Here is a 22624-nt window from a genome sequence, read left to right on the forward strand (position 1 = left end):
TACGGATCTCGGTTGGCACCGCTCTTTACCTTCTTCCTCCAAATACAACAACTGATAATGGCTTCTAGCCTATGTGTTCGCATTATGCAATCGAGCTTTAGAACGATTCAATTCACGTATCTCTTGGTGAGCGTGTCTGAGACGCGATCGATACCGGCGGAAGAATGTCATCGGCGCTCGGATCGGTGAGATCGAACGCTGTCGATTCGGTTTTCGATAGCTGAAATTAGCGGCCGAACACGGCGTGAAAGTGTGGCGAGTGGATCTGTTTCGGGGAGTCCGAAGAGGCGAGCTGACAGCACCAGAAGCGGGAACCAAATCATGTAGTTCTGGAGGGACCGCCAGTGGAACCAGAGAACGACTGCCGGGAACGCGAGGATGCCGACGCCGAGCCGATCGTAGTACGTCCAGGCCACGTCGAGCGTCACGACGAACGCGAGGACGACGACGATCGTAAATGCCGTTTTGACCGTTCCCGGAGACAGGGCTGTCATCTCGAGTAGCGGATCGACGAACATGGCTGGTCCGACGCCACTAGATGGCAGAGAGGCCCTGATCGGGATGGTGACGGCATGGACGTATTCGGCCGGACCCGTCCAGAGCACGAACGGGAGATTGATCACCGCCGTCGCTGCGAGACCGGTTGGGATCCACGTCTTCAGATAGTCGAGTCCGTGCGTCCGGTAGGCCATGATCGCGAAGAATGGGGCGATGACGATCGGCTGTGGCCGGTAGGACGCCGCCAGGGCGAACGCCACCGCGCTCAACCGGGGCCGGTGAAAAGTCACCAGCGCGAGGATAACGAACACGACCCAGCCCATGTCCGGCACGTAACTCGCGGGGAAGATGATCAGATTCCAGTCCAGAAGGAAAAACACCGGAACGAACACGCGCAGTTCCTTTCTGGCCACGGCCATCAACAGCAGTGCGACGAGTGCGACCACGATGACGTCCTGTAAGGCCCCGCTAATGCCGAGTACCCGTGCTGGGGTATACCAGATCGTCGCCATCGGTGGATAGTCGAGTGTCGTCACGATGGTCTCCGGATTCGTGCGATCGCCGGCCCCGACGGGCGTTCGGTAGTACGCCGGCACGTTCGCGAGAATCTCTGCCGTGTAGTTCGCGTGGTAGGGATTGACTCCGGACAGCAGTGACTTCGCCCCCTCGTACTGTAAGACGTACGCGTCGGTCATTCCCCCGATTACGCGTGATCGGACGGTTGGTGACGCGAACACCTTTTTCAGAAACAGGTATCCCGTTCCGACGTACGCGATCGGGACGAGATATGCCAGCTTTCCCATTCGGTCGGCCCACTCCGAACCGACACTACAGAGAAACAGAAACGCGAGGACGTACAGAGCGATCGTCCCGGCCATCGCCAGCGGCGGCGACACGTACGTGAACGTCGCTTCGAGACCTGTTCCGTCGATGGATTTCTCGCCCGTGTTGTACAGGACGAGGTTCCCGTAAGTCATCGCCAGCAACCCCATAGCGATCAGCCCCAGATTCAGTATCTGATCGGATAGCCACTCATATCCTTTCTCTCCGGGTTCGGGAGTGGAACCGTCAGGTCCACCCAGTCGGTTGCTCTCGCGAAACGAATCCGCTCGCGCCGATACCCGCACGCTGGACTGACTCGTTGACTTCTTCTCATCGTCGGCCGTCGTCATTGTTTTTCCCCCTGCCGCGTCGTGATCTGTGTTCGTACTCCCAGTCCGACGAGTCCCTCTAGACGTTGCCGACATGGTTCCACCCACGTTCCGCGATCGTCGCGCGTCACGACGTATTCACAATTCGTGGCTGTCGCTGCTGTATCGTGGACCGCTACGCCCGCCGGATTCGGCGATCGAGTGCGTGGCAACACGTCGCTGTAGATCAGTACTTGCCCCAGCCTGGGATACTGCCCGAAGTGCGTACTCCAGGGGAACCCCCACGTCCCGGTGAACGCGAGGTCCGCCGCTTCGGCGTCCGTCCGGGCGATCGTCTGCCCGGCCGAGACGAACTCCCCGCTCGCGATCGACCCATCGCTCCCCCACTCGACGCGCTGTGGTTTCGCGGGTTCGCTCACCAGACCGTACTGGAACCCCAGTACGGAGACCACGAGTACCGCTGCCAGCAGGACAGTGACCACCGCCGTTGCTCTGCCTGCGCGTGCCGCTTGTCCTTCTCCATCCGTGCCGGCCACAGGGGTATCGAGCCACTGGCGGCCGTCTCCGGCGATGGACGGTTCGATCCTCGCGACCGTCGCCGAGAGGACCCAGCCACTGCCGATGGCAAGCGGTGCCAGCACGGCCCAGGTGTAGTACTGGTGGATCTGGTAGCCGTTGGCGAGCAGGATCGGGATCGCCAGGCCGCTCGCCAGCCAGCTCCCGAGCACTGCCGTTTCGAAGGACGGCTTTCGTAGCCACTGGATCCCGGTCAGGAGACATCCCCCGATAGCGAGAGGGAATGTGGCCACCAGACTGATCGACAGCGGCGTCAGACCCCGCGCCCATCGCAGCCAGAGTCTGTCCAGAGACAGTAGTACGGAGAAGTCGTTCCAGAGCGCGTATCGAACGAGTCCACCCCCGTCGACGGGCTGTACGCCGGTGGCGACGTACACCACAAGGACCCCCAACAATCCGACGTATACGAAGACTCTAGCCCGTACCCACTGCCCCGAATACGCGGCAATCACGACCAGCGGGAGGAGGATCGTCGCCTCCCAGAGGTGGACCGTGATCGCCGCGAGAAACGCCCCCAGGGCGAGTCCGAACCACTGCCGTCGCCCCGTTTCGGCCGCCAGCAGCATCGCGGCGACGCTCGCGGTCGTCAGGGCGATGCTCAACGTCTCCGGCATGTATCCTGTCGAAAGGTACCTGAACAGCGGATGGATCCAAAGTACTGCTGCGGCGAACATACCGGCTCGGTGGGATACAAGCCGGGTGCCGACGGACGCGACCAGCAGCGACGCGACGATGGCGGCACCGAGACTGACCACTCGTCCCCCTTGAACGAACCCCAGGCCGACCAGCGGCGCACTCAACAGGCTGTGCAAGTGGATCGAACTCAAACTCTCTGCCGGCGTGTTGTAGAGGAACTGCCCGATCGGATCCCGCCAGTACGCCAGCGCCTGGAAGTACCCCGCGATCTCCCGATCGAAGTAGAACCACTTCGGCATCGGTACCAACACCCGCGGCGCTAACAGCACTGCCGGCAGTACCCCCAGGACGATTCGCGTCCCCCATTCCCGTCGCATACGATCGAATTTCGCTTACTGGTATCAAATTTTTCGTTTTAGAATTACATTATGGTGTGTCTCGAATACGGGGCCGAGGACCCACATAACCGTCCACAGTGGCCTGCTTGCGGTGAACGTCTCACCGGCTCGCGGTTGCACTGCTCGCTACCTCGAGACACGACCAGCGGGAGTATCTCGTTCTGGGCGGACCGGATTTGAACCGGACCGAGAAATGCTCGCTCACTCCGTTCGCTGCGCCTTGCTTGTAGGGTTCAAATCCTCATTGTGCATTTGCGGCTCACGGATTGTTCGCCGCAAAATGCGCGGGACCGGATTTGAACCACGCCCGAGAACCTGCGCCGCAGGCGCAGAACCCCGGTCTACCACAAATCCGCTCCTGCTTTTCACTCACTCCGTTCGCTCATGCGCGGGACCGGATTTGAACCGGCGGACCCCTACGGGATAGCGTCCTAAGCGCTACGCCTTTTCCTGGCTTGGCTACCCGCGCGCATTCGGCGCTATCCGGTAGGGAAGCAAGAAGCTATCGCTTCGCCCCGCGCCGTCAGGAAATATAGAGCGGTTTCTCGTTCGGTGCCATCTCCGGCTCTCGCCCCATGCCACCACACGCCCGACAAACTTTCTCACCTCGTCGACCAGTCCCGCCGCATTCCGGGCACGTCGATCGGTCACTGGACATACCATGTGCATGTTTGTCATTCACACAGTAAAGGCTTACTCCTCGGACAATTCTTGGAGCGCGGAGATGCATCGAGCCATTTCCACGGCGCGACTGACAGCGGTGTCGGACCGTCTCCCGATGGAATTATGTGCGGACGCCACGCAGTGAAGATCATGTATCGCGCCCGCGATCAGGTCGAAAACGAGGCGTACGTCGAGACGATCGACGAGATCGGCGACGCCCTCGACCTCTCCGACCGTGCACGCTCGCGGGCCACGGACGTCTTTCTCTCGAATGTCCCCAACGACGAACGCTCGAAGCGTGCGGTCTTGGCTGCGAGCGTCTACGTCGGGTCATTGGTCGCCGGTGATCGCCGCTCGCAGTCGGCCGTCGCCGAGGCCGCCGATGTCTCGCGGCTCACCGTCCAGCAACGGTGGAAAGACCTCGTAGAAGAGACGGGCTTCGACGCGCCGGAGTGGTGATCACGTCACGGGGTCCCGACCGTCGCGTTCGGGCGTCAGATTCCCGTGTTCGTCGATCTCGCCGGCGACGATCCGTGTCGAAGAGATCGGATTGCCGTCCGCGGCCGAAACGTGCTCGACGACCTCGATCTCCAGTGGGTCGTGGCCCTTCTCCTCGCGGATCTCGTTGACGTGTTTCCCGCCGGTCTCGGTCTCGGGCGAGACGACCAGCACGTCGAACTGCTTCTCGGTCGCGATGCCAGTTGGCTCCTCGAGCTTGCGGATTTCGAATTCCCGATCGTAGTCGGCCCCAAACGACGCCAGTTCGTCCTCCAGATCTGTGAGTCGTTCGTCGTAGGGACGAACGGACCGCGCTTCCTGGCGGGTCGAGGGCGCCAGTTCGTCACTCGTCAAGCCGACTGTCACGTCGCCGAGTTCGAACGCCCGTTCGAAAAGTGCGCGGTGGCCGTCGTGGATCGGATCGAACGTCCCACCCAGCGCAACGTTCATGTCCCATCCCTCGACGGCGTGCGATTTAGTGCCTTCGGAACGCTCACCGGATGGTCACTCCGACTCCGTGTCGGCGGCGTCCTCGACAGAGATCGTGATCGGCTCTGCGGTCGCCTCTTCGCTCTCTGTAAGGTGTGCATCCAGGTTGACAACCGTGTTCAACTGCTCTTGCACTTCGCCGACCATCTCACTGACCAACTCACTCGGCGAGATCGCGCTGTACTCGTAGGGGTTGTTCCCGGCCCCGTCGTGTTTGCGCTTGGCCCGCGTGACGATCCCCTCGTCGTGTAACTCCGCCAGGGCCTCCCGGACGGTACTGGGATACAACCCCGTTCCGTCGGCGATCTCTTCGCTCGTGCTCTCGGGATCGACCCGCAGGTGGATGTAGATCCGAGCCCTCGTTTCCGTGTCCAGAATCCAGGCTAGCAGGTCGATCAACCGTTCGTCGAACTCTTCGACGGCCTGGTCCGCACGGTCCTGCAGGTGATCACGCACTTCCGCTTTGGCGTCGTCCGATCCGTTTGACGAGTTTTCGTCCCCCTTCATGTTGTTTCTACGAGGACGGAAGTCCGTCCCGCGTAAAAATCCTCGGCTATCGGGGGTCCGAGACGAGTACCGACTCACAGACTGCGTCGATCCCCCGCTGGCGTTTCAGCCGCCGCTGTCGCTCGGCCCCGCTCTCGGCCTCGTAGAGGTCGTCGATACGATCCAGATCGAGCCGGTCTGCGTCACGTTCGATGACGCTCCCGAGATCGACCGTCCCGTCGCCGTTCCGGGTGACGAACGAGGCCTCCCGGCCCTGGCGTATGGCGCGCCATTTGTTCTCGTCGAGCAGTTCCCGACGGAGGCTGTCAGTTGATTCGCCGTCATCGTAGCGGTCGGACAGATCGAGGACAAGTTCGTATATGTACTCCACAAGCGCGAGTACTCGATCGGTCTCCGCTTGGGCGTCCGGGACCCGGATTTCTAGCGTCCCGTAGCCCGTGTGGGGACGGACGTCGAACCAGAGTTCGCCGCGATCGTCGACTGACCCGGATTCGATCATGCGTCGCTCGTACTGCCGGAAGTCGGCGAAGGAGTCGAACGCGGTCGGCATGCCCGTGTTGGGAAGCCCCTCGAAGATTTTCGCCCGGGCGGACTGCAACCCGGTGTCGAAGCCGTTCCAGAACGGTGAGTTCGCCGACAGCGCGAGCAGTACCGGCAGGTGCCAGCGGATCTCGTTGCCGATCCAGACGGCCTTCTCGGCGTCGTCGATGCCGACGTGGACGTGCAGCCCGGCGGTCGTGTTCCGGTGTTGTGGGTACTGGATCCGGTCGAGTTGGGACTGATACCGTGGTTTCTGGGCGTGTTCGAGTTCCCGCCAGTGGGCGGCCGGATGCAGCCCCGCCGACGCGATATCGTAACCGTGTTCGTGGGCGTGTTCGAGTAGCGCGCCCCTGATCGCTGCCAGTGTTTCGGGAGCCTCCCCGGGGTCGGTGATCGTCGGGGTCTGGGTCTCGACGACGAACTTGAACAGTTCGTGGTCCAACCGATCTTCGAGGATCGCCGGCGGCTCCGTCTCATAGACGAGCGTATCAGTGCCCGAGACCGGACGGGCCTGCTCGTTCACGACGAAGTGCTCCTCTTCGATACCCAGCGTTCCCAGCCTGTCGAAATGATCCTCCGGGGCCGTCGCCATCGCCGCGCCGTTGGATTCGGGCGGGCTAAAGGGTTCTGTTCGACGGAACTCAACGCGGCTCCGCACACAGCGCCAGGTGGTCGTCGTGATACGGCTCCAGGCGTTGTCGGGTGCGGATCTCGTAGCCGGTCTGCAGAGAGTCGATCACATCCTCGAAGACGGCCTCCGGCGAACGCGTCACGTCCTCGCTCCGGGCCTTGATCGCCATGAGCAGTCGGCCGTCGTCTTTCAGGAATCGGCGGTTGGCCAGCGCGACCGCCGCCTGTCCACGGGTCGCCACGTCCTGGACGATCACGTCGACCGGCTCGACGACGTGGGCGTAGGTCTCGGGCGCGCGAGCGTCCTTCAACAGCGGGAACAGTCGCTCGCGCTCGCGGGCCACGTCCAGCAGGTCCCGCGTCGGCCGGGCGGCGAACTCCACGGCGTAGGTCGGCCCCGCGAAGTCCGCGACGTGACTGACGGTCGTCCCGCTGGCCGCGCCGAGGTACAGCACCGTTTCACCGCCACTCAATCCCGTCTCGACGCCCTTCTCGAGCATCGCGCCGAGCTTCGACCGTTCGGGATCCCACCGCCGCCAGCCCTCGACGACCGGCTCGCCGTAGACGGGGGGTCCCCGTGTCGCAAGCGCTTCCTCTCCGTCGAAGACCCGTCGTTCGACACCTTCGGGGAGACTCATTGCCCACCTCGTGAGCGGATAGCCGCGATGCGTTCGTCGAGTTCGGCGTCGAGTTCGGGGCGTCGATCCCCGCTGTAGTGGTCGATCCGGGCCGCGATCGTGAGTTTCCCGGCCAGCGCCCGGGCCGCCGACCCGCGCTCGTGCGGGTCGGTCCCACTGACGTACTCGTGGGTGTAGATGACGCCGTGCTTGGGCGATGGGGCCGACCCCTGGAGGTGGGCAAAGAGCGCGTCCTCCGCACCCAGCACCTGGACTGTTCCGCTGGGTTTTTTCGCCAGCGCTTCGAGACCGCCGGCCAGCGAGATCAGTCGTGCCGCGAGCACCGGCCCGGCGAGCGCCGAGAGGTTCGGTGCGACGTCGGGCGCGGTCGCCTCGACGTGCCGTCGCAGTGCCGCGGACTCATCAGTCAGGTCGGCGACACGACGGGCGAGTGCGATCAGCCGCCTTTCGAGTGGATCGGACGGCTCCCGCGTCGCGAGTTCCCGAGCGTACTCGACGCCGGTCCCGGCGTCCGAAAAGCGGGTCCCGGCCCACTCGGCGACGCGCTCGGCGAGTTCGTTCGCGGTCCGCTCACAGTCGTTCATAGCACGAATACTATGTTTTAATTGTTGGTCATCTGACCTTTCACGTTCCCGAACTTCTTCGCGGGTTGCCGCAATCGTCGCTTCGTGAAGCTTGTCGTAATAGTCGTCTTCGTCGTCGGCGAACCCGGCTTCGACCGCCCGTGCCGGCCAATCCGCCGGGGATTCGGACATCCCGTGTTCGATCGCGTCACGGGCACCGCTAAGGTCGTCGGGGTCGACGTCTTCGAACCACCCCGAACTGGTCGCGTCGTCGGTCATGGTCAGAAAGAATTACGGGAATCGTATATGAATCCCGGTATCAGGGTAGAATAGTGGTCAACGTATCTGCGATTGTTGCATCCGCATTTATTGGGGCGGTAGCAACCGGACTAATCACGTTGTTAGTTAGGGAACTTAGAGGGATACTGAATACGCGAAGAAGGCGTGAACGGTTCCGTGAATCATTAATTGGCGAAATAGATGCAGGGACCAGTAACGTAGAAACGGCTGAGATCGTGACAGAAGTTGGTGGTGGGATGATGCCAACTAGTGTATTCGACAACGGGACGGACAAGCTGGGGTTGTTGACTGAAGACGAAATTCAAGAAGTCACGTCATATTATGCAAGTGCTGAAAAAATAAACGCCCTTGCCGAACGTATCACATTAAACCCCGAAGAAGCAAATGACCCGGATTCCCGCCGTGAAACCCCATTAGCAAGCGCGTATTATTCTGAAAGAGATTATGCTATAGAACAGGGGGGAGACGCTATCACCAAAATTCAACAAAGCAAATCGGAAGTTGGCCTACGTGCATACATTTCCGACTTTCTAAACCGATAGCAATTCTGAGCTAAATTAGACGCCGAATTTGTATATCCGTTCACGGTAAAGCGGTTCTATATCTCCGTAGTAGCTATGGATATAGTGGTCTATGCCACCCGCCGGGTCGACCGTACCGCCTGCCGACGTATCTCCGCGCATATACTTGATTAGTTCGCGGTTCACGTCTTCTTCGACCCGCCAATACGTCGTGAATCGGTGCCGACCGTAGTGTGACGTCACCGCCCGGTGTTGCTGATTTTCTTCGTATTTCGGGTGGAAGTGACGCTTCCACGCGTTGTTTATCGCTTCGTCATCGACCTTTGTGTTATTCGTCCGACTAAGGAATAGCCACGGTTCGTCGGCTTCCGGGCGGATAAGCAGGTAGTTAATCCATAGTCGGCGAAGTTCGTCGTCAATCGGCAAGACGCGGGGCCGCTTCGATTTGTTGCCTTCCCGGTCGTGCGGGATGTAGACGGAATTTTCGAAGGGTTTGACGTGCGGTGACACCCCCAAGTCGTCGTAGTGTCGGGCGACTTCGCGGTTCGCTATGTCGATTTCGCTAATCTTGATATTCGCCATTTCCGACGCCCGAAGCCCCAACTTCAGTTGGGTGACGATGAACGCCCGATCGCGGATATGCTTCACGTCAGCGACGACGTCGCGCAAGTCGTCGACGCTAATCCGGGGCGGTTCCTTCACCCGCTTGGTCGATAGCGATAGGCGTTGTTTCGCTTCCAAGAACGGGTTATATTCGGTCGGGTGGGGCATTTTGGAACTCCGTTGCCACATCGTATAAATCGAATTCAAGTTCCACAGTTTCTTCTTCGCGGTTCGGCGGCTATTCCCCCAGCTGTCTTCGGTGTCGATTTTGATTTCCGGGCCGTTTCGCCAATAGCGATCGACCTTGTTCCGAACCCACGCGCCGTCGGTCGTATCGTGTTCGGGGCGACTGTCGCCCGGTTCGATTTCCATGCGTACGAACCGGGTAATGTGCTCAGAATTCGGGCACGCCGGGTGCCGGTCTTGGGTCGTCATGAATTCGCACCAATCCCGAACCGCCGCGTTGTAGGACGCAATCGCGCCTTCGGACAAGTCCTTGTTTGCTAAGACTTCGTCAAAGGCGAAATCGAACGGGTCGGCGTCGATTTCTTCGAACTTGTGTCCGTACTTTGCTAATGGATCGGTTTCAAGACCGAATGCATCGGCGAATTCTTGTCCGTTTGTATCTAACATTTGTGTCACCGTTTGTCGTTTTGTTCTAACTTCCGTCCCCACACGTCGCCCGCGAAACCTCCATCGACGACCGCCATTCGCACCGGGTGGTAGACGTGCGGGTGGTCGACATGCGATTGTAGCCACGAATAGAATTCGTCGATCGGTTGAAAGTATTCGAAGTAGACCGTTTGAAGCTTCCGCGTATGGTTGTGACGCCCGACGTCGCCGTCACGCAAGGCGACTAGGAACCGTTCGATATGACGCGGGGCGGCTAACGCGTGGTGCCGCCCGACGTCGGCCATGAACGTCTTGAAGTACCGACCCGCCTTTTCGTAGCGGTCGCGTGTCGACTTCGTGTCGAACTTCGCCGTCTTGTCGTCGAAGAAGTCCCCCCACACGTCGCGGGCGTCGTACGCCGCGCTATGGTTCCGAAGGTGGTACTTGTCGGGCACGTCGTCGATCGTTTTGTAGACCCCCATACGGTGCCGGACGTCGTCGGATAACCGGGGTCGGTCTTTGGGGGCCGGCACTATACCCACCCCCGGTCGTCGGCGACTTCGTCACGCAGGTAATAACCGTCGTCGTCGGCCCGCAAGATGTCGCCTTCCATGTCTTCCAAGTGGGAAGTGACCCGACCGGCGGCGGTGTCGATAATGTGTTGCACTATGTCGTCGTACGTCGCGCCGGGGTTCGATTCGACGTATTCGGCGATAGCTTGCCGTTCGCCGTGATAGACCGCGTCTTCAAGTTCGTCGATACGGTCGCGGGCACGGTCAAGTTGGGTCTTTAGGTCGTTCCGTTGTTCCCGAAGTTCCCGGTTCGTTTCGTCGGGTTCGACCGACGCGGCGTCGAACTTCTTCAACCCGGCTTCGACCATAGCTTCGATGAATTCCGACCGCGACCGGAACCCCAATTCGTCGACCCGTTCTTCCCACCGTTCTAATTGGTCGTCGTCGGGGTAGGTAGCGACGTGCGTGTAATCACCCATCGTCGACCACCCACAAGTTCACGTTCCCGACCTTCCGCCGGTCGATCGTCCCGTCGTCGGCCATTTGTCGAAGCTTCTTGTACGCCAATTCGTACGAACACCCGACGGCGTCGGCGACGTCTTTCGTGCCGGTCGCCCCGCCGTCGGCTTCGATAGCCGCGACGAAGTCGTCGGGCGGGTATTCTTCCGTGAATTGCCCGGTTTCGTCGTCGCGGTCGCGTTCGTCTGGTGCCATTACAATTAGTTTGTATTGGGATAGGCACTTAGCCCTTTCCCAAGCCGTTTGTATTGGCTAATCGGGTCGGTTCGACCGCCGAAGAAGCAAGTGTCGACCGCCGGGGTCGTCGTAATCGCACCCGCCGATCGCCGACGGAAGTAGCCCAATCCCGACGACGTCGAAGCCCACGTCTTCGAAGTCCGACACCCGCGCCGCACGCGGGCCGTGTGCCGGCGTCACGACGTGCGTGACGGCGTCGTCGAAGTAGACGGTGCGTGTTGGATTACTGACGACCACGACGCGAATGGGGCCGTCATTCGTCCGGCACGCCCCCGTCTGTCACCGCCGTCGCGTTCATCAACCGATTCATTTCGTCGTCGACGTCGTCGGGGTCGTCGCCGTCGAAGTGGGCGACGCACGCGTCGAAGTCTTCGAAGGTTTCCCCGTCGGGGCCTTCGATCGGCTTGTCGATTGGTTCGTTCTACATACGGCGACCCTAAAACGACGCACGGGCGGTGCGTACGTCCCTTTAGTCCGTTTTACCCCCCACCCGTCCCCGACCGGGTCGCACGGCTATTGGGCGGGAAACCGCAAGACGGCGAACTAAAACGGGGTAAAACGGTCTACCGAACGAATTGCTTCAAGATACGCCGGTTCAGATCGGTCGTTTCGTCGGCCTTCGCCCACTTGTCGACCCACTTGTAGAAGGTCGGTTCGGACACAAAGCCGTATTCGTCGGTGTCGTAATGCGACGCGGCTTCAAGTTCGCTATTGATTCGTCGTAAGGCCCCGCGAATCGACCCTTCTTTTTCCAAGACGTGCGGAAGTAGTTGGGGCATATCGTAGCAAAGGGCGAATTCGATTTCGATTTCGCGGTCGCTTGGAACCGTGTGGTCGTAATCGGCGTCTTTGCGTAGTTGCCGACATTCCCGCTTGTCTTCGGCGACCCATTCTTCGAAGCGTTCCCGCGTCAATTCCTTCCGTTGTTCGCGCCGATATTCGTGAACGTCGATTTGTTCGGGCATTTCGATCGACCCTAATGACGTCTATGTCCGGGGGGTACTTTCGTTTAATTCCGTTTAGGGGCGCTATACACATATCAGGGAAACCGCCGGACGGCGGGGTGTATAGTGGTGTGTTTAGTCGATGGTGCCCGCTATACACGCCGGTAAACAGTCGGCGATAATCGCCCGACGGGGCGGTGTATAGTCGGATAAACAGTTAGATTTGCTAACTATCCGCCGGCCAGCTACCCGAACGTAGGTCGTATTCGAAAATACCTAACTATCCTCCGTATGATGTTATCGTATGGCAACAAAAGGCCACCCGATCGACGTTCTTACTGAATTGACGTCGGGCGATAAAGTCCGGCTTCATTTTGATGATTCACACCACACGTCGCGGTTTCAGCCTGATTCACCTTGGGATACAACCGTCCGATATTCAATATCGTCGCGGAAAGACCATCAAGAAGGGCATGACGTAGACGAGATTGTGACCGAAACTGAAGTCTATTTTGAAGTTCCGCCCGAAGACGACGACGCCGATGAATACTATATGATTCACAAAAGCCCAATGGTCGGGGATGAAACCGTCAGTATTCTTCTTTACAAAGAAGACCTATCCGGAAAACATTACGCTACGGGCGGGATAGCCGGCGTTTCGAAGATAGAAGTTCTTGATTGAAGCAGGGTCTTCGTTTACTGATTCCCAATTCGTTCGATCCGACCGACGACTTCGCTTCGGGTCGTCGGGTTGTCGGACTTCACAGGCGAATATTCCGTATATCCGTCCCGATGAATAGTGTATTCCATTGTATACTTTTCATCTGTTGATTTGGGTTCGAATGTAATCTTATATGTCGTAGACCGGGTATGTATTCGTCGATTTTCTTCGTCATGAAAATAACCATCTTCTTCATTCCGTTTCCATTTCATATTAGAAACTACGTTCCACGTCTTCGGGTTGTCCATGTCGTCAATAGTACCGGACGGGGAATTCGGTCGAAGCCAAACTTCAATTTCATCCCCTGATTCAAGCGCACGAATTCCGATCGGGTCGTGTTCCATATCGAATAATGCTGTTTGAAGTGGTTAAAATCCCCGTGCCCCACATTATCCGCCCTAAGCAAAACTGGGTTTTATAATAGTATTCGTCTTTTATCGTCCATCGAGCGCACGGCGTGGATCAACTGCTGATCGTCCGCCCGTTCGCGCTCGGCGACCGCCGCGTCGGTGGCCTCGATCGTCGCGTCCCGGAGTCGGTCGTAGTATTCCGACTCGTCGTCTACGAACCCGGCGTCGATCGCCTCGTTCGGCCACGCTTGGGGTCGCTCCGCGGATCCCTCACTGATCGACGCCGCGGCCGCGGCCACGTCGTCGGGATCGACGTCCTCGAACCACCCCGTGTTCCCGGGGGTGCTGGCAGTCATACCTACTGATAGATCCTCCCGTCCTAAATGCGTTCTCGAACGCCCCGGTTTCGAGCCACTCGCGAACGATAATCCGAACCGCTCGGTCTCGATCCGGGCCGGTGAGGCCCCGAAGCGCTCGACAAACGCACTGACGGGCGAAAAGGACGGGGCCGACCGCTCAGCTTACGTGTACTTCCAGCGATCGCGTCCGGGGGCCGTCACACTCCACGAAGAGGATCGACTGCCAGGTCCCCAACGCCAGATCACCGTCGCTGACCGGGACGGTCACGCTCGGCCCGAGAAGTGTCGCTCGCACGTGTGCGTCTGCGTTGTCGTCGATCCGGTCGTGGGCCCACCCCTCGTCGGCGACGAGATCCGATAACCCCGTCTCGATGTCGCCCAGCAGCCGGGACTCGCCTTCGTTGACTGTCACTGCGGCCGTCGTGTGCGGGACGAACACGGTCGCCGTCCCGTCGGCGTCGGCGGGCAGCGCCTTGGCGACCCGATCAGTCACATTCAGGACCGAAAGGCGCTCGTCGGTACTCACAGATAGTTCGGTGGCCATGCGCGATTCCTCGGCCAGGACTCCCAAAAGAATTGCCTCCCGACCGTCTCGCTAAAGCGGCGATACACGTCGATCAGGGCGCGTGAAACACCGTCGGCAGTACCTATAAACCGCTGACGCCCGTCGATCAGGGTATGAAGCTCCGTACCGTAGCCGGCGTCGCCCTGGGTGCGATCGGCGCGTCGGCCCTGGGGAACCGCCTGCTCGCCAACCGGGCCGGTGATCTCGAACCGGCGTTGCGTGGCATCGACGACACTTACCGCTGGCGCGGGTTCGACGTGGCCTACACCGAGGCCGGCGACCCCGACGATCCCGACCTGCTTTTGGTCCACGGAATCTCCGCCGCATCTTCGAGCCGGGAGTTCCTCGAGGTTTTCGACGCGCTCTCGGCGGAGTATCACGTTGTCGCCCCTGATCTCCCCGGGTTCGGTCGATCTGACCGGCCGCCGCTACTGTACTCGGCATCGCTGTACGAGACGTTCCTCGCGGACGCGATCGCCGATCTCGTCGAGGATCCCACCATCGTTGCCTCCTCGCTGTCGGGGGCCTACGCAGCGGGAGCGGCCCGGGAAACCGACATCGAATCGTTGGTGTTGCTCTGTCCGACCGACGAGACGATGGGTGATCCGCCGCGGCCGTGGGTCCGTGCGTTCCTCCGGTCGCCGGTAATCGGATCCGCCATGTTCAATCTGATCGTCAGCGAATCCGGTCTACGACACTTCCACGATGACCACGGGTACGCCGACCTGTCGAACCTGACCGACGAGACCCTCGACTACGAGTGGCGCAGTGCTCACCAGCCCGGCGCTCGCTACGCGCCAGCGTCGTTCCTCGGGGGCTTTCTCGACCCAGCGGACGACCTCGAAACGATGCTGGCCGACCTGAACGTCCCGGTGACGCTGATCTGGGGCCGTGACGCCGATACCACGCCGGTCTCGACCGGACGACAGCTGGCAGCGGCGGCCGACGCTCGCCTGATCGTCTTCGACGACGCAAAGCTTCTCCCGCATGTCGAGCATCCCGCGGCGTTCGTCGACGTCATGACTGGTGGGTTCGAAGAAGATGACGTGACGACTCTCGCCAGCGGCTGATCAGTGTCGCTGTACCGGATCGTCCGGACTCACATTCCCATGTCTTTTGCGCCTTCGGGAACCGGCAGTGTGCCGGGATCGACACCGAGCAGTTCGGCAGCGTGATCCAGCGCCATGTCGAACCCGTAGTACCGTTCGAGTTCGTCACCGTCCGGCGACGGGCGGACCTTCAACATGGCGTATCCCTCTCGGTTCTGGGCGATCGCGGCACTCGATCCGCTCCCCTCGAATGCCAACACACGCTCGGATTCAGTCTCGTCGTATCGCGCCGTAATCCCCTCGTCGGTACGCGTCTGCTCTGTCATAGGGGCCTGTTACGGCGCGATCGGGTCGTAGTTGTCGGTCCCAACGCGTGTGGTTGTAACCGCTTTCGAGTGTTCTATACGCTATTGAGCGTTCTATAGCCCAACGTGGGTGTGTTTCGGCAGCGGCCGAATCGGATCCGACCCTTTCGATGTCTATCGGATTGCAGGTGAATCGAAGGGGATCATCCGCATAGCGAACGGCTGGCAATCTCCGGATTTACCTGTCTCATCGGCCGGCGAGCCAGCCGCCGAGACCGCCGAAGACGAGCGGGAACGCCACGCCCGTGATTCCGACGATGGCCGCCGTCGAGAACAGATCCGCGAGCGGTGAGGTTCCGACGGAGAGGGCAAAGGCCGGTAGCGAGAGCACCGCCATCGGAAGGTACCCGGCTACGACGCTTGCACCCCGACGGAACCCATCGGCGCCCGTGGGCGCATCCGCGCCGATCGCCGTGCGAAAGCCGGCCCAGAACAACAGTAGCATCGAGATGGGTGCGAAGACGGCGAAGATGGCATTTCCGGCCGTCAGTAGCGGCACCGCCGGCCAGAGATGAAACGCATAATAGAAGACGATCGCCGACGCGAGAAAGCGGATCGGCCCGCCGCCTGACGCGAACAGCCACCACAGCACGAACGCGACGGCGACACCGAGCACCCACGCGACTGCACCGGCCCTCGCACCCTTCCGGAGACCGTCCCGGTCGCCGTTCGCGGAAGCCATATGCTGGATTCACCCGTGCATCCGGATAGCTATTGTGGAACGGTCCCCGATAGTGCCGCCAGTCTGACTCCCGCGACACTGTTGTATCGGTCCTCGATCCCCATCCCCATCGCCATCGAGCCATATTTCGAGCCGTACTGAGCGTCTTGTACTGGATGTCCCCATCCCATACTAGAAATTGTTGCTGGGGTCGGCTGTGAATATGTGCAAGAGTGTAACGATGCGCTTAACTTTCGCCTCTCCGAGATTGGACGTATGTCTAATTCGGTAAATCCGTTCGAGAGTCTGCAAGAGCAGATCGACGACGCATCGGCGTCTCTTGATGTGGGTGATGATGTCCTGGAGGGGTTGAAACAGCCCCAGCGCGTGCTGGAGATGAATCTCACCGTCGAGATGGACGACGGCTCCTACGAGACGTTCCGGGCCTACCGATCGCAGTTCAACGACGCACGCGGTCCCTACAAGGGCGGCATCCGGTATCACCCTGGCGTCACCCGCGACGAGGTCAAGGCACTGTCAGGCTGGATGGTCTATAAGTGCGCGACGGTCGGCATCCCGCTGGGCGGCGGCAAGGGCGGCATCGTCATCGATCCCAGCGAGTACTCCGAGAGCGAACTCGAACGCATCACGCGTGCGTTCGCGACGGAACTCCGGCCGCTGATCGGCGAGGATCGCGATGTTCCTGCGCCGGACGTCAACACCGGCCAGCGTGAGATGAACTGGATCAAAGACACCTACGAAACCCTCGAAAACACGACTGAACCCGGCGTCGTCACCGGTAAGTCCCTTACCAGCGGCGGGAGCGAGGGCCGGGTCGAGGCGACGGGACGCTCGTCGATGCTGGTCGCACGGGAGGCCTTCGAGTACCTCGATCGAGACATCAGTGAGGCGACCGTGGCGGTGCAGGGCTACGGGAACGCCGGCTGGATTACGGCCGATCTGCTCGAAGACCTCGGGGCCGATGTCGTCGCTGTCTCGGACTCCTCGGGCGGGGTTCGGACCGACGACGAGTTCGACCCGCGTGCCGTCAAGGAACACAAACGGGAGACCGGCAGCGTCGTCGGCTACGACGGTGCCGACGCGGAGCTGACCAACGACGAACTCCTGACACTCGACGTCGATATTTTGGTACCCGCCGCACTCGAAAACGCCATCGACGAGGAACTCGCCGCGGACGTCTCGGCAGACGTGATCGTCGAGGCAGCTAACGGCCCGTTGACCCCCACGGCCGACGACGTTCTCGCCGAGAAAGACGTCCTGGTCATCCCGGACATCCTGGCGAACGCAGGCGGTGTCACCGTCTCATATTTCGAGTGGGTCCAGAACCGTACTCGCGAGTACTGGAGCGAACAGCGCGTCAACGAGAAACTGGAGGACGTCATCGTCAGCGCCTTCGACGACCTCGTGACTGCCTACGAGGACGAGGACCTCGCCACGCTGCGGGTCGCCGCCTACGTCGTCGCGCTCCGGCGCGTCCTCGTAGCCAGCGAGGAAGGCGGCACCTGGCCCTGAATCGCTATTCGTTCGGCCGGTTCAACCTCTTGATCGAATTCTCTTGGTCCGATCTTTCATGTGCCGTTCCTGGCGAACGGGTGCTCTCCCGTCCTGGGTATCTGCGCGACGGCACCATCGCTCACATGGCGTTTCTTTCTCATCACGATTAGACGGATTGTCCTCGGCAGTGCGTTCTCGTGCCAAGAGTAGTAAACAGACCTGAGAGTCTTTCTCGATCTAATCATATGGTAATAATGAATATAGAGAATTATAGAACGAAAATAATATAATAATGGTACGTATTCCCGGAAAATATGTCCGCAAGAGGGAGGGACCGGAAGCTGTTCGCAGTCGTCCCATCGATGTTGCTAATCGTGTCGGTACTACCAGCGGGGGTTATCGGTGCCGAGACGACCGTACAAAACGTAGGGAACACGCCATCGGACGGGGATACACGCTTCGAAGAACCCACCGATGGGCCGCCAGTCGTGTTGAAGGCCCAGGCGATCGATCGGATCAAGAATTTCTCGGCGCAATCGAACCAATTAGAAGCTGCGAAGGACCGCGCTCGAACGCGGCTCAACGAGTCGCTTGCGTATTACCAGGGTCCAACGCGGGTCGGTGACCAACACGCCTTTATCGATGATGCCGTGGCACTGCGAGCGCTGACTGACTTCCACGGGACCGACCAGAAGGAACGCCTCGACCAGATTATCGAATTAGTCGCGCGGGCGGACAACCGCTCTGCTCGACAGGTGATCCGGGACGCCGAGGATGCTTTCGACGCCACTGAAGAGCGTCTCGGGTCAGGCACCTATCATAGCGCCAAAGCCCACGTCGAGAACGCCCGCCGACAGCTCGCCCGGGCCGAGCGGATTCGTGACCGTGCTGAAGATAAATCGGGGATGCAGTCTATTCGCACAACAGCGCGGGCCGTCCGGACGTACGGCGTGGCACTCAACCAGGCACACACTGCCTTGCGGCTGATTGATCGGGAGGTCGGCCCGAAGGTGACGCTGACGCGACGGATAGATCCGGCCCACAATGGAAGCGAGACAGTCCAGTACACGCTCGTCGGGAACGTCACTGATCCGACCGGCCTTGACGCGGTGAGTGCCACCGCGACGATCAACGACAATCGCACGGTCGCCCTGCCGCTTCGTGGCGGCTATACCAACGCCACCTTTGCGAAAACGATCAATCTTACCGAGCGTGTGAATACGATCGAGATTGCTGTCGCTGGCGAGGACGGTCAACAGTCGAACCACAGCAAGCAGAGGGGCAAGAAGAAAGGCAGGCAGAAGGGCAAGAAGCAGGGGGAGAAGAAAGGCAAGAAGAGAGGAAACAACGGTAACGGCAAGGGTGGCGAGTCATCCGGGCAGAACCGGGCAAGCACGGTCGTGCTTCGTTTGGACGGCGACGGCCTGCCCGATACCTACGAGACGAACGTGACGGGTACGGATCCCTTGAATCCCGATAGTGACGCGCCATCAACGGACAGCAACGAGGACAGCAACGGCACGATCGACGGCCACGAGGACTTCGACAGCGATCATCTCTTGACGATCCGAGAACGTGAACTCGGGACCGATCCGCTCGATGCTGACACTGACGATGACGACTTGCCCGACGGCTTTGAAGAGTTCGTCATCGGGACGGACCCACTCGACGCTGACACCGACAACGACGGCACAATCGATGGCGCGGAAGACCTCGATAGTGACGGCCTGAGCAACGCTGCGGAATACGATGCTGAAACATCGCCACAGTATGCAGATATCGACGCTGACGGGCTGACCGATCCGCAGGAACTGGCTAACGGCACCGATCCGTGGAGCGCGGACACCGACGACGACGGACTGAACGACGACGTCGAGCCGACTGATCCGTTCCATACTGATCCGCTGGACAACGACACCGACAGTGATGGTATCGAGGACGGCAACGAGACGTACACGACCACGGCGAGCAACGAGACACTCGGGGCGGGCGTCGAGTTGACTGGCCAGGGTAACGTCGCCGGGGGGACCGACATCCGACGGACGAGACGATCGCGGCTCAAGAGCGGACATGTCCAGAACACATCGGCCACACCGGTCGTGTCGTTCACGTCGGACAGGACCTTCGAGAACGCGACCCTGCGTTTCGCCTACGACGAGAGTGCCGTCCCCAACGGTGACGAAATCAATGTCTCGGTGTATCGGTTCGATGAATCGCTCGGGACGTTCGTGCCCATCGAGTCGACAGTCGACACGGAGGCCAACGTCGTGACGGCGAACACGACGCACTTCTCGCTGTACACGGTCTTCTATACGCCCACCTGGCTCGAACCATTCCAACGTGGGCCGGCGGACGCAGGTAGTGGGAGCGAGCCGTCAGCTACGAACGAGACGGTTCTGATCGAGACGTTCGACGATAGTGATCTGTCCGACTGGGAAACCGACGTTTCCGGGAACGCCAATGTGAAAGTCAAAAACGAGCAACTCCAGTTGCGCGTCTACAAGTGCTCACAAGCGAAGGCAACGCGATCGTTGGGCACCCTCAATGGAACGATACGGGTCAGTTTCGATTGGGGAACGGCTGCAGATGGCTGGTGGGAAACCTCTGACTGGAGTCTCCGAAACGCCGACACTGGTGAAAAGATTCCCTATACGGTACTTTCTGGAGAGGACATCCAAAACCCAGACAGCTCTGGGACATCGAAGACAGGTTCGGTCGCCGTGCGGGCGGAAGTATCCGGTGACGTACCGATCGAGTTCGAGGTCTCTCCATCGAGTTACTGTAATTATCCCGATCACGGCGACACCTATCTGACTATCGACAATCTGAACGTGACACTCGATCGATCCCGAGACAGCGATGGCGATGGGATCCCCGACTACCGTGAGGAGGCAGGTCTGCTCACATCTCTTGGGAACCGAATCGAGACCGATCCCTATCGTATGGATACGGACGGCGATTCGCTTCCGGACCCGACGGAGTTCAACTACGGTGACCCGGTCGAGGTCAACGGCTGGTGGATGGGGTATCACATCTTGAGCAATCCGGCCCGTAAAGACACAGACAGCGACGGTCTCGACGATTATGAAGAAGTTCGCGTGTGGGACACCAACCCCCATATCAGTGACACAGACAACGATAATCTCAACGATCAAGTCGACCCAGATCCAGTCGAGGAGAATGCTCTCCCGGAAGTAGAGTATACAACTGCGAGATCGTACCTCATTTATCAGGATCAGTTTAGAGTGCGTGCAAGTGGAACCGACGGGGCTGAAGACATCGAAGATATCACTGTTCACAAATACATCGACCCACCGAATCCTCTCATTGGCGATCAGTGGCAAGATGCGACAGGGACAGTTATCTCATCATCGGGAGAGTGGTACGAAATTCGCTTCGACTATCGAGACGAGCGTCGTTTCACCGAGGCACGACCAGATCGTCTCAAAATCATGGTGACCGATGAGCTTGGAAATGATGTCACCATTCTCCACGATAGAGAAAACGGCGATGGCGTCGTCAAAGCGGGCCTGGCTGCTGGTGCGACAGTCGCTGTCCCATCGTCAACTGTTGGATCGTTCGGTGGGCCGCCGGGATGGGCCGCCGTCGCAGGGGTGACTGTCGGTGCCACCGTCGTCGGTGGAGCAATGGAACTTTCCGCTGACTCAGTCCACGGCCACCACCAATCACAGAAATTTGAAATTTCCGTGCCGTCGACGGAAGCTGTTGGATCCTGGGAGACGGCTTCGGGTCTTGAGGTTGCACTCACGACGGGGACGGTCTACGCAACTGAAGTCTCTCACGGGCGCGAGTACACTCGTGGTTTTGGCTGGGAGTACATCGCTGCAACGACGAGCCTCTCGCAGGCGGACATCCAACATGTCATCGAAACCGGGACGGTCGTCGAATACGGCTCCAACAAGTACGTCATCGGCGATCCGTTGTCCGACAAAGACAAAGCGATTCTGACGATTATCGGTGGCATCGCGGTCGCCGCCGAAAGCTACGAGTCAACGACTGATACCTGCGGAAATGAGGTTCACATTCCAGATGAATCGACTAACGATCATCCATATAAAGATGGCAGCACAAAGGACGATCTTATGGATGCACTCAAAAATCCTGCTGATGGGAATATCTGGACAGACGGCCACTTCTTAGCATATATACATAAAGCATCAAACGGCGTATGGCACATTGTCAGAGTGAGTCCAGACAACCCATTCGTTGATCTTATCACCAGTACTAGCTTAACTGACCCAGATTGGGACGATATTGAGGACGTACAGGATGAGCTTGAAGAACGGGATTACAACCCATCAGGTTGCCAACAATGACTGCAGACTGGACATCGATCCATCAGGAAGCGAAGGATGCCCGGAAGAACGGAGACCTCTCTATCAGCGGCGATAGATATCTTCAGCTTAGCTACTTTCGGATCGGAGGTTCCGGGCTCACACCCCGAAAGATACTACTCTACCTGAATAATTTAAAATACGCTGTCGTCTGTTACAGGGTCGCCGGAGACGACGAGCGTTGTGAAAACGTCGATCGACAGGGTATATTGATCTGTGAAGACGTTCTCAACGATCGGATTGACGGCGACGACGTAGAAAAGAAAGCCTGGGCCGCGCTCGCACACGAACATATCGGAGATCTTCGACGGATCGCAGGGTTAGACGATCCAGACGCCTATCAAACGGCCAAACGACATTACGAAACGGTGGAAGCTGCGGGTGCACCCCATCCAATTATGGCCTGGGCCAACGAGGAGGAATTTTATCAGAGTTCGAGATTTATCGGACATCTAGCGGATGCGGCCAATCAACCCATCGACGCTGAGACAGCCCGTGACCTCCGGAGCCTCTCGCTGACTCGTCGAATCACATATCGCCAATCGACGTTCGACGCGATTCTCTCAGCACTCGACCAGAAAGAGACACTTGACTGGAGTGAGCGCGTGCTATCGACATCAGGTCCCGATCCGTGATCTCATTCTATTGA

24 protein-coding genes and 1 tRNA gene are annotated in these 22624 nt (G+C 59.6%); 7 read left to right on the plus strand and 18 right to left on the minus strand.

Translation table 11 applies throughout. The features are described from left to right. Positions 1 to 167: 167 nt before the first annotated feature. From BN2694_RS00695 to BN2694_RS00705, 3 genes are all read right to left on the minus strand, one after another. Positions 168 to 1670 (minus strand): hypothetical protein, encoded by a 1503-nt coding sequence (locus tag BN2694_RS00695; RefSeq protein ID WP_135661637.1) that lies wholly within the window; start codon positions 1668 to 1670, stop codon positions 168 to 170. Then, positions 1667 to 3238 (minus strand): glycosyltransferase family 39 protein, encoded by a 1572-nt coding sequence (locus tag BN2694_RS00700; RefSeq protein ID WP_135661641.1) that lies wholly within the window; start codon positions 3236 to 3238, stop codon positions 1667 to 1669. Before BN2694_RS00700 ends, BN2694_RS00695 begins: the two co-directional genes overlap by 4 nt. A gap of 406 nt (positions 3239 to 3644) precedes the next feature. After that, positions 3645 to 3728 (minus strand) — tRNA-Leu (locus BN2694_RS00705). A 344-nt stretch (positions 3729 to 4072) separates the two neighbouring features. Between BN2694_RS00705 and BN2694_RS00710 the strand changes: the two genes are divergently transcribed. After that, positions 4073 to 4381: a transcription initiation factor IIB family protein gene (locus BN2694_RS00710; RefSeq protein ID WP_135661644.1), complete on the plus strand. Its 309-nt coding sequence runs from the start codon at positions 4073 to 4075 to the stop codon at positions 4379 to 4381. On the opposite strand, the gene BN2694_RS00715 is transcribed toward BN2694_RS00710, so the two are convergent. Genes BN2694_RS00715 through BN2694_RS00735 form a run of 5 tightly spaced genes read right to left on the minus strand, consistent with a single transcriptional unit; the run spans position 4382 to position 8066 of the window. Continuing rightward, positions 4382 to 4870 carry a phosphopantetheine adenylyltransferase gene (locus BN2694_RS00715; RefSeq protein ID WP_135661647.1) on the minus strand — a complete coding sequence of 163 codons (489 nt, stop codon included), beginning with the start codon at positions 4868 to 4870 and terminating at the stop codon, positions 4382 to 4384. Positions 4871 to 4924: 54 nt separating this feature from the next. Further along, a complete protein-coding gene (locus BN2694_RS00720; protein ID WP_135661649.1) occupies positions 4925 to 5416 on the minus strand; it encodes a winged helix-turn-helix transcriptional regulator in 492 nt (163 codons plus the stop codon). 46 nt (positions 5417 to 5462) lie between these two features. After that, a complete protein-coding gene (locus tag BN2694_RS00725) occupies positions 5463 to 6548 on the minus strand; it encodes a glutamate--cysteine ligase (protein WP_135661651.1) in 1086 nt (361 codons plus the stop codon). A gap of 49 nt (positions 6549 to 6597) precedes the next feature. Beyond that, positions 6598 to 7224, minus strand: coding sequence for a fibrillarin-like rRNA/tRNA 2'-O-methyltransferase (locus BN2694_RS00730; protein WP_135661655.1), 627 nt, complete (start codon positions 7222 to 7224; stop codon positions 6598 to 6600). Further along, positions 7221 to 8066: an NOP5/NOP56 family protein gene (locus tag BN2694_RS00735; RefSeq protein ID WP_135661657.1), complete on the minus strand. Its 846-nt coding sequence runs from the start codon at positions 8064 to 8066 to the stop codon at positions 7221 to 7223. The genes BN2694_RS00730 and BN2694_RS00735 overlap by 4 nt, the downstream gene beginning before the upstream one ends. 53 nt (positions 8067 to 8119) lie before the next feature. Between BN2694_RS00735 and BN2694_RS00740 the strand changes: the two genes are divergently transcribed. Continuing rightward, positions 8120 to 8629, plus strand: coding sequence for a hypothetical protein (locus BN2694_RS00740; RefSeq protein WP_135661665.1), 510 nt, complete (start codon positions 8120 to 8122; stop codon positions 8627 to 8629). 15 nt (positions 8630 to 8644) lie between these two features. Here the strand turns inward: BN2694_RS00740 and BN2694_RS00745 are convergent, their stop codons facing one another. The 6 genes from BN2694_RS00745 to BN2694_RS00770 all read right to left on the minus strand — a co-directional run bounded on the left by BN2694_RS00745 (position 8645) and on the right by BN2694_RS00770 (position 12056). Beyond that, the gene (locus BN2694_RS00745; RefSeq protein ID WP_210408889.1) at positions 8645 to 9844 is read right to left on the minus strand and encodes a tyrosine-type recombinase/integrase; all 1200 of its coding nucleotides are present in this window, start codon (positions 9842 to 9844) and stop codon (positions 8645 to 8647) included. Between the two features lie 5 nt (positions 9845 to 9849). Continuing rightward, complete coding sequence (locus BN2694_RS00750) at positions 9850 to 10305, minus strand: hypothetical protein (protein WP_135661668.1); 456 nt, start codon at positions 10303 to 10305, stop codon at positions 9850 to 9852. 50 nt (positions 10306 to 10355) lie between these two features. After that, positions 10356 to 10814 carry a ribbon-helix-helix domain-containing protein gene (locus BN2694_RS00755; RefSeq protein WP_135661670.1) on the minus strand — a complete coding sequence of 153 codons (459 nt, stop codon included), beginning with the start codon at positions 10812 to 10814 and terminating at the stop codon, positions 10356 to 10358. Continuing rightward, complete coding sequence (locus tag BN2694_RS00760; protein WP_135661672.1) at positions 10807 to 11049, minus strand: transcriptional regulator; 243 nt, start codon at positions 11047 to 11049, stop codon at positions 10807 to 10809. The genes BN2694_RS00755 and BN2694_RS00760 overlap by 8 nt, the downstream gene beginning before the upstream one ends. Before the next feature lie 57 nt (positions 11050 to 11106). Beyond that, positions 11107 to 11328 (minus strand): hypothetical protein, encoded by a 222-nt coding sequence (locus BN2694_RS00765; RefSeq protein ID WP_135661674.1) that lies wholly within the window; start codon positions 11326 to 11328, stop codon positions 11107 to 11109. A 326-nt stretch (positions 11329 to 11654) separates the two neighbouring features. Then, the gene (locus BN2694_RS00770; RefSeq protein WP_135661676.1) at positions 11655 to 12056 is read right to left on the minus strand and encodes a hypothetical protein; all 402 of its coding nucleotides are present in this window, start codon (positions 12054 to 12056) and stop codon (positions 11655 to 11657) included. A gap of 283 nt (positions 12057 to 12339) precedes the next feature. Between BN2694_RS00770 and BN2694_RS00775 the strand changes: the two genes are divergently transcribed. Continuing rightward, positions 12340 to 12717, plus strand: a complete 378-nt coding sequence (locus BN2694_RS00775; protein ID WP_135661678.1) for a hypothetical protein — start codon at positions 12340 to 12342, stop codon at positions 12715 to 12717. A 454-nt stretch (positions 12718 to 13171) separates the two neighbouring features. On the opposite strand, the gene BN2694_RS00780 is transcribed toward BN2694_RS00775, so the two are convergent. Continuing rightward, positions 13172 to 13462 (minus strand): hypothetical protein, encoded by a 291-nt coding sequence (locus tag BN2694_RS00780; RefSeq protein WP_135661680.1) that lies wholly within the window; start codon positions 13460 to 13462, stop codon positions 13172 to 13174. Between the two features lie 160 nt (positions 13463 to 13622). Next, entirely contained in the window at positions 13623 to 14009 is a 387-nt protein-coding gene (locus BN2694_RS00785; protein ID WP_135661682.1) for a secondary thiamine-phosphate synthase enzyme YjbQ, read from the minus strand. Between the two features lie 134 nt (positions 14010 to 14143). Between BN2694_RS00785 and BN2694_RS00790 the strand changes: the two genes are divergently transcribed. Next, on the plus strand, positions 14144 to 15100 hold the full coding sequence (locus tag BN2694_RS00790) for an alpha/beta fold hydrolase (RefSeq protein ID WP_135661684.1): 957 nt from the start codon (positions 14144 to 14146) through the stop codon (positions 15098 to 15100). Positions 15101 to 15129: 29 nt separating this feature from the next. On the opposite strand, the gene BN2694_RS00795 is transcribed toward BN2694_RS00790, so the two are convergent. Both BN2694_RS00795 and BN2694_RS00800 read right to left on the minus strand, forming a co-directional pair. Further along, on the minus strand, positions 15130 to 15405 hold the full coding sequence (locus BN2694_RS00795; protein ID WP_135661686.1) for a DUF7111 family protein: 276 nt from the start codon (positions 15403 to 15405) through the stop codon (positions 15130 to 15132). Between the two features lie 226 nt (positions 15406 to 15631). Beyond that, complete coding sequence (locus BN2694_RS00800; protein WP_135661688.1) at positions 15632 to 16126, minus strand: hypothetical protein; 495 nt, start codon at positions 16124 to 16126, stop codon at positions 15632 to 15634. A 255-nt stretch (positions 16127 to 16381) separates the two neighbouring features. On the opposite strand from BN2694_RS00800, the gene BN2694_RS00805 reads away from it, so the two are divergent. From BN2694_RS00805 to BN2694_RS00815, 3 genes are all read left to right on the plus strand, one after another. Continuing rightward, on the plus strand, positions 16382 to 17638 hold the full coding sequence (locus BN2694_RS00805; protein ID WP_135661690.1) for a Glu/Leu/Phe/Val family dehydrogenase: 1257 nt from the start codon (positions 16382 to 16384) through the stop codon (positions 17636 to 17638). 296 nt (positions 17639 to 17934) lie between these two features. Continuing rightward, on the plus strand, positions 17935 to 21957 hold the full coding sequence (locus tag BN2694_RS00810; protein ID WP_135661692.1) for a hypothetical protein: 4023 nt from the start codon (positions 17935 to 17937) through the stop codon (positions 21955 to 21957). 227 nt (positions 21958 to 22184) lie between these two features. Next, the gene (locus tag BN2694_RS00815; protein ID WP_135661694.1) at positions 22185 to 22610 is read left to right on the plus strand and encodes a hypothetical protein; all 426 of its coding nucleotides are present in this window, start codon (positions 22185 to 22187) and stop codon (positions 22608 to 22610) included. Positions 22611 to 22624 lie beyond the last annotated feature (14 nt).

Origin of the sequence: Halorhabdus rudnickae (genome assembly GCF_900880625.1) — an archaeon.
In the GTDB taxonomy this organism is placed as follows: domain Archaea; phylum Halobacteriota; class Halobacteria; order Halobacteriales; family Haloarculaceae; genus Halorhabdus; species Halorhabdus rudnickae.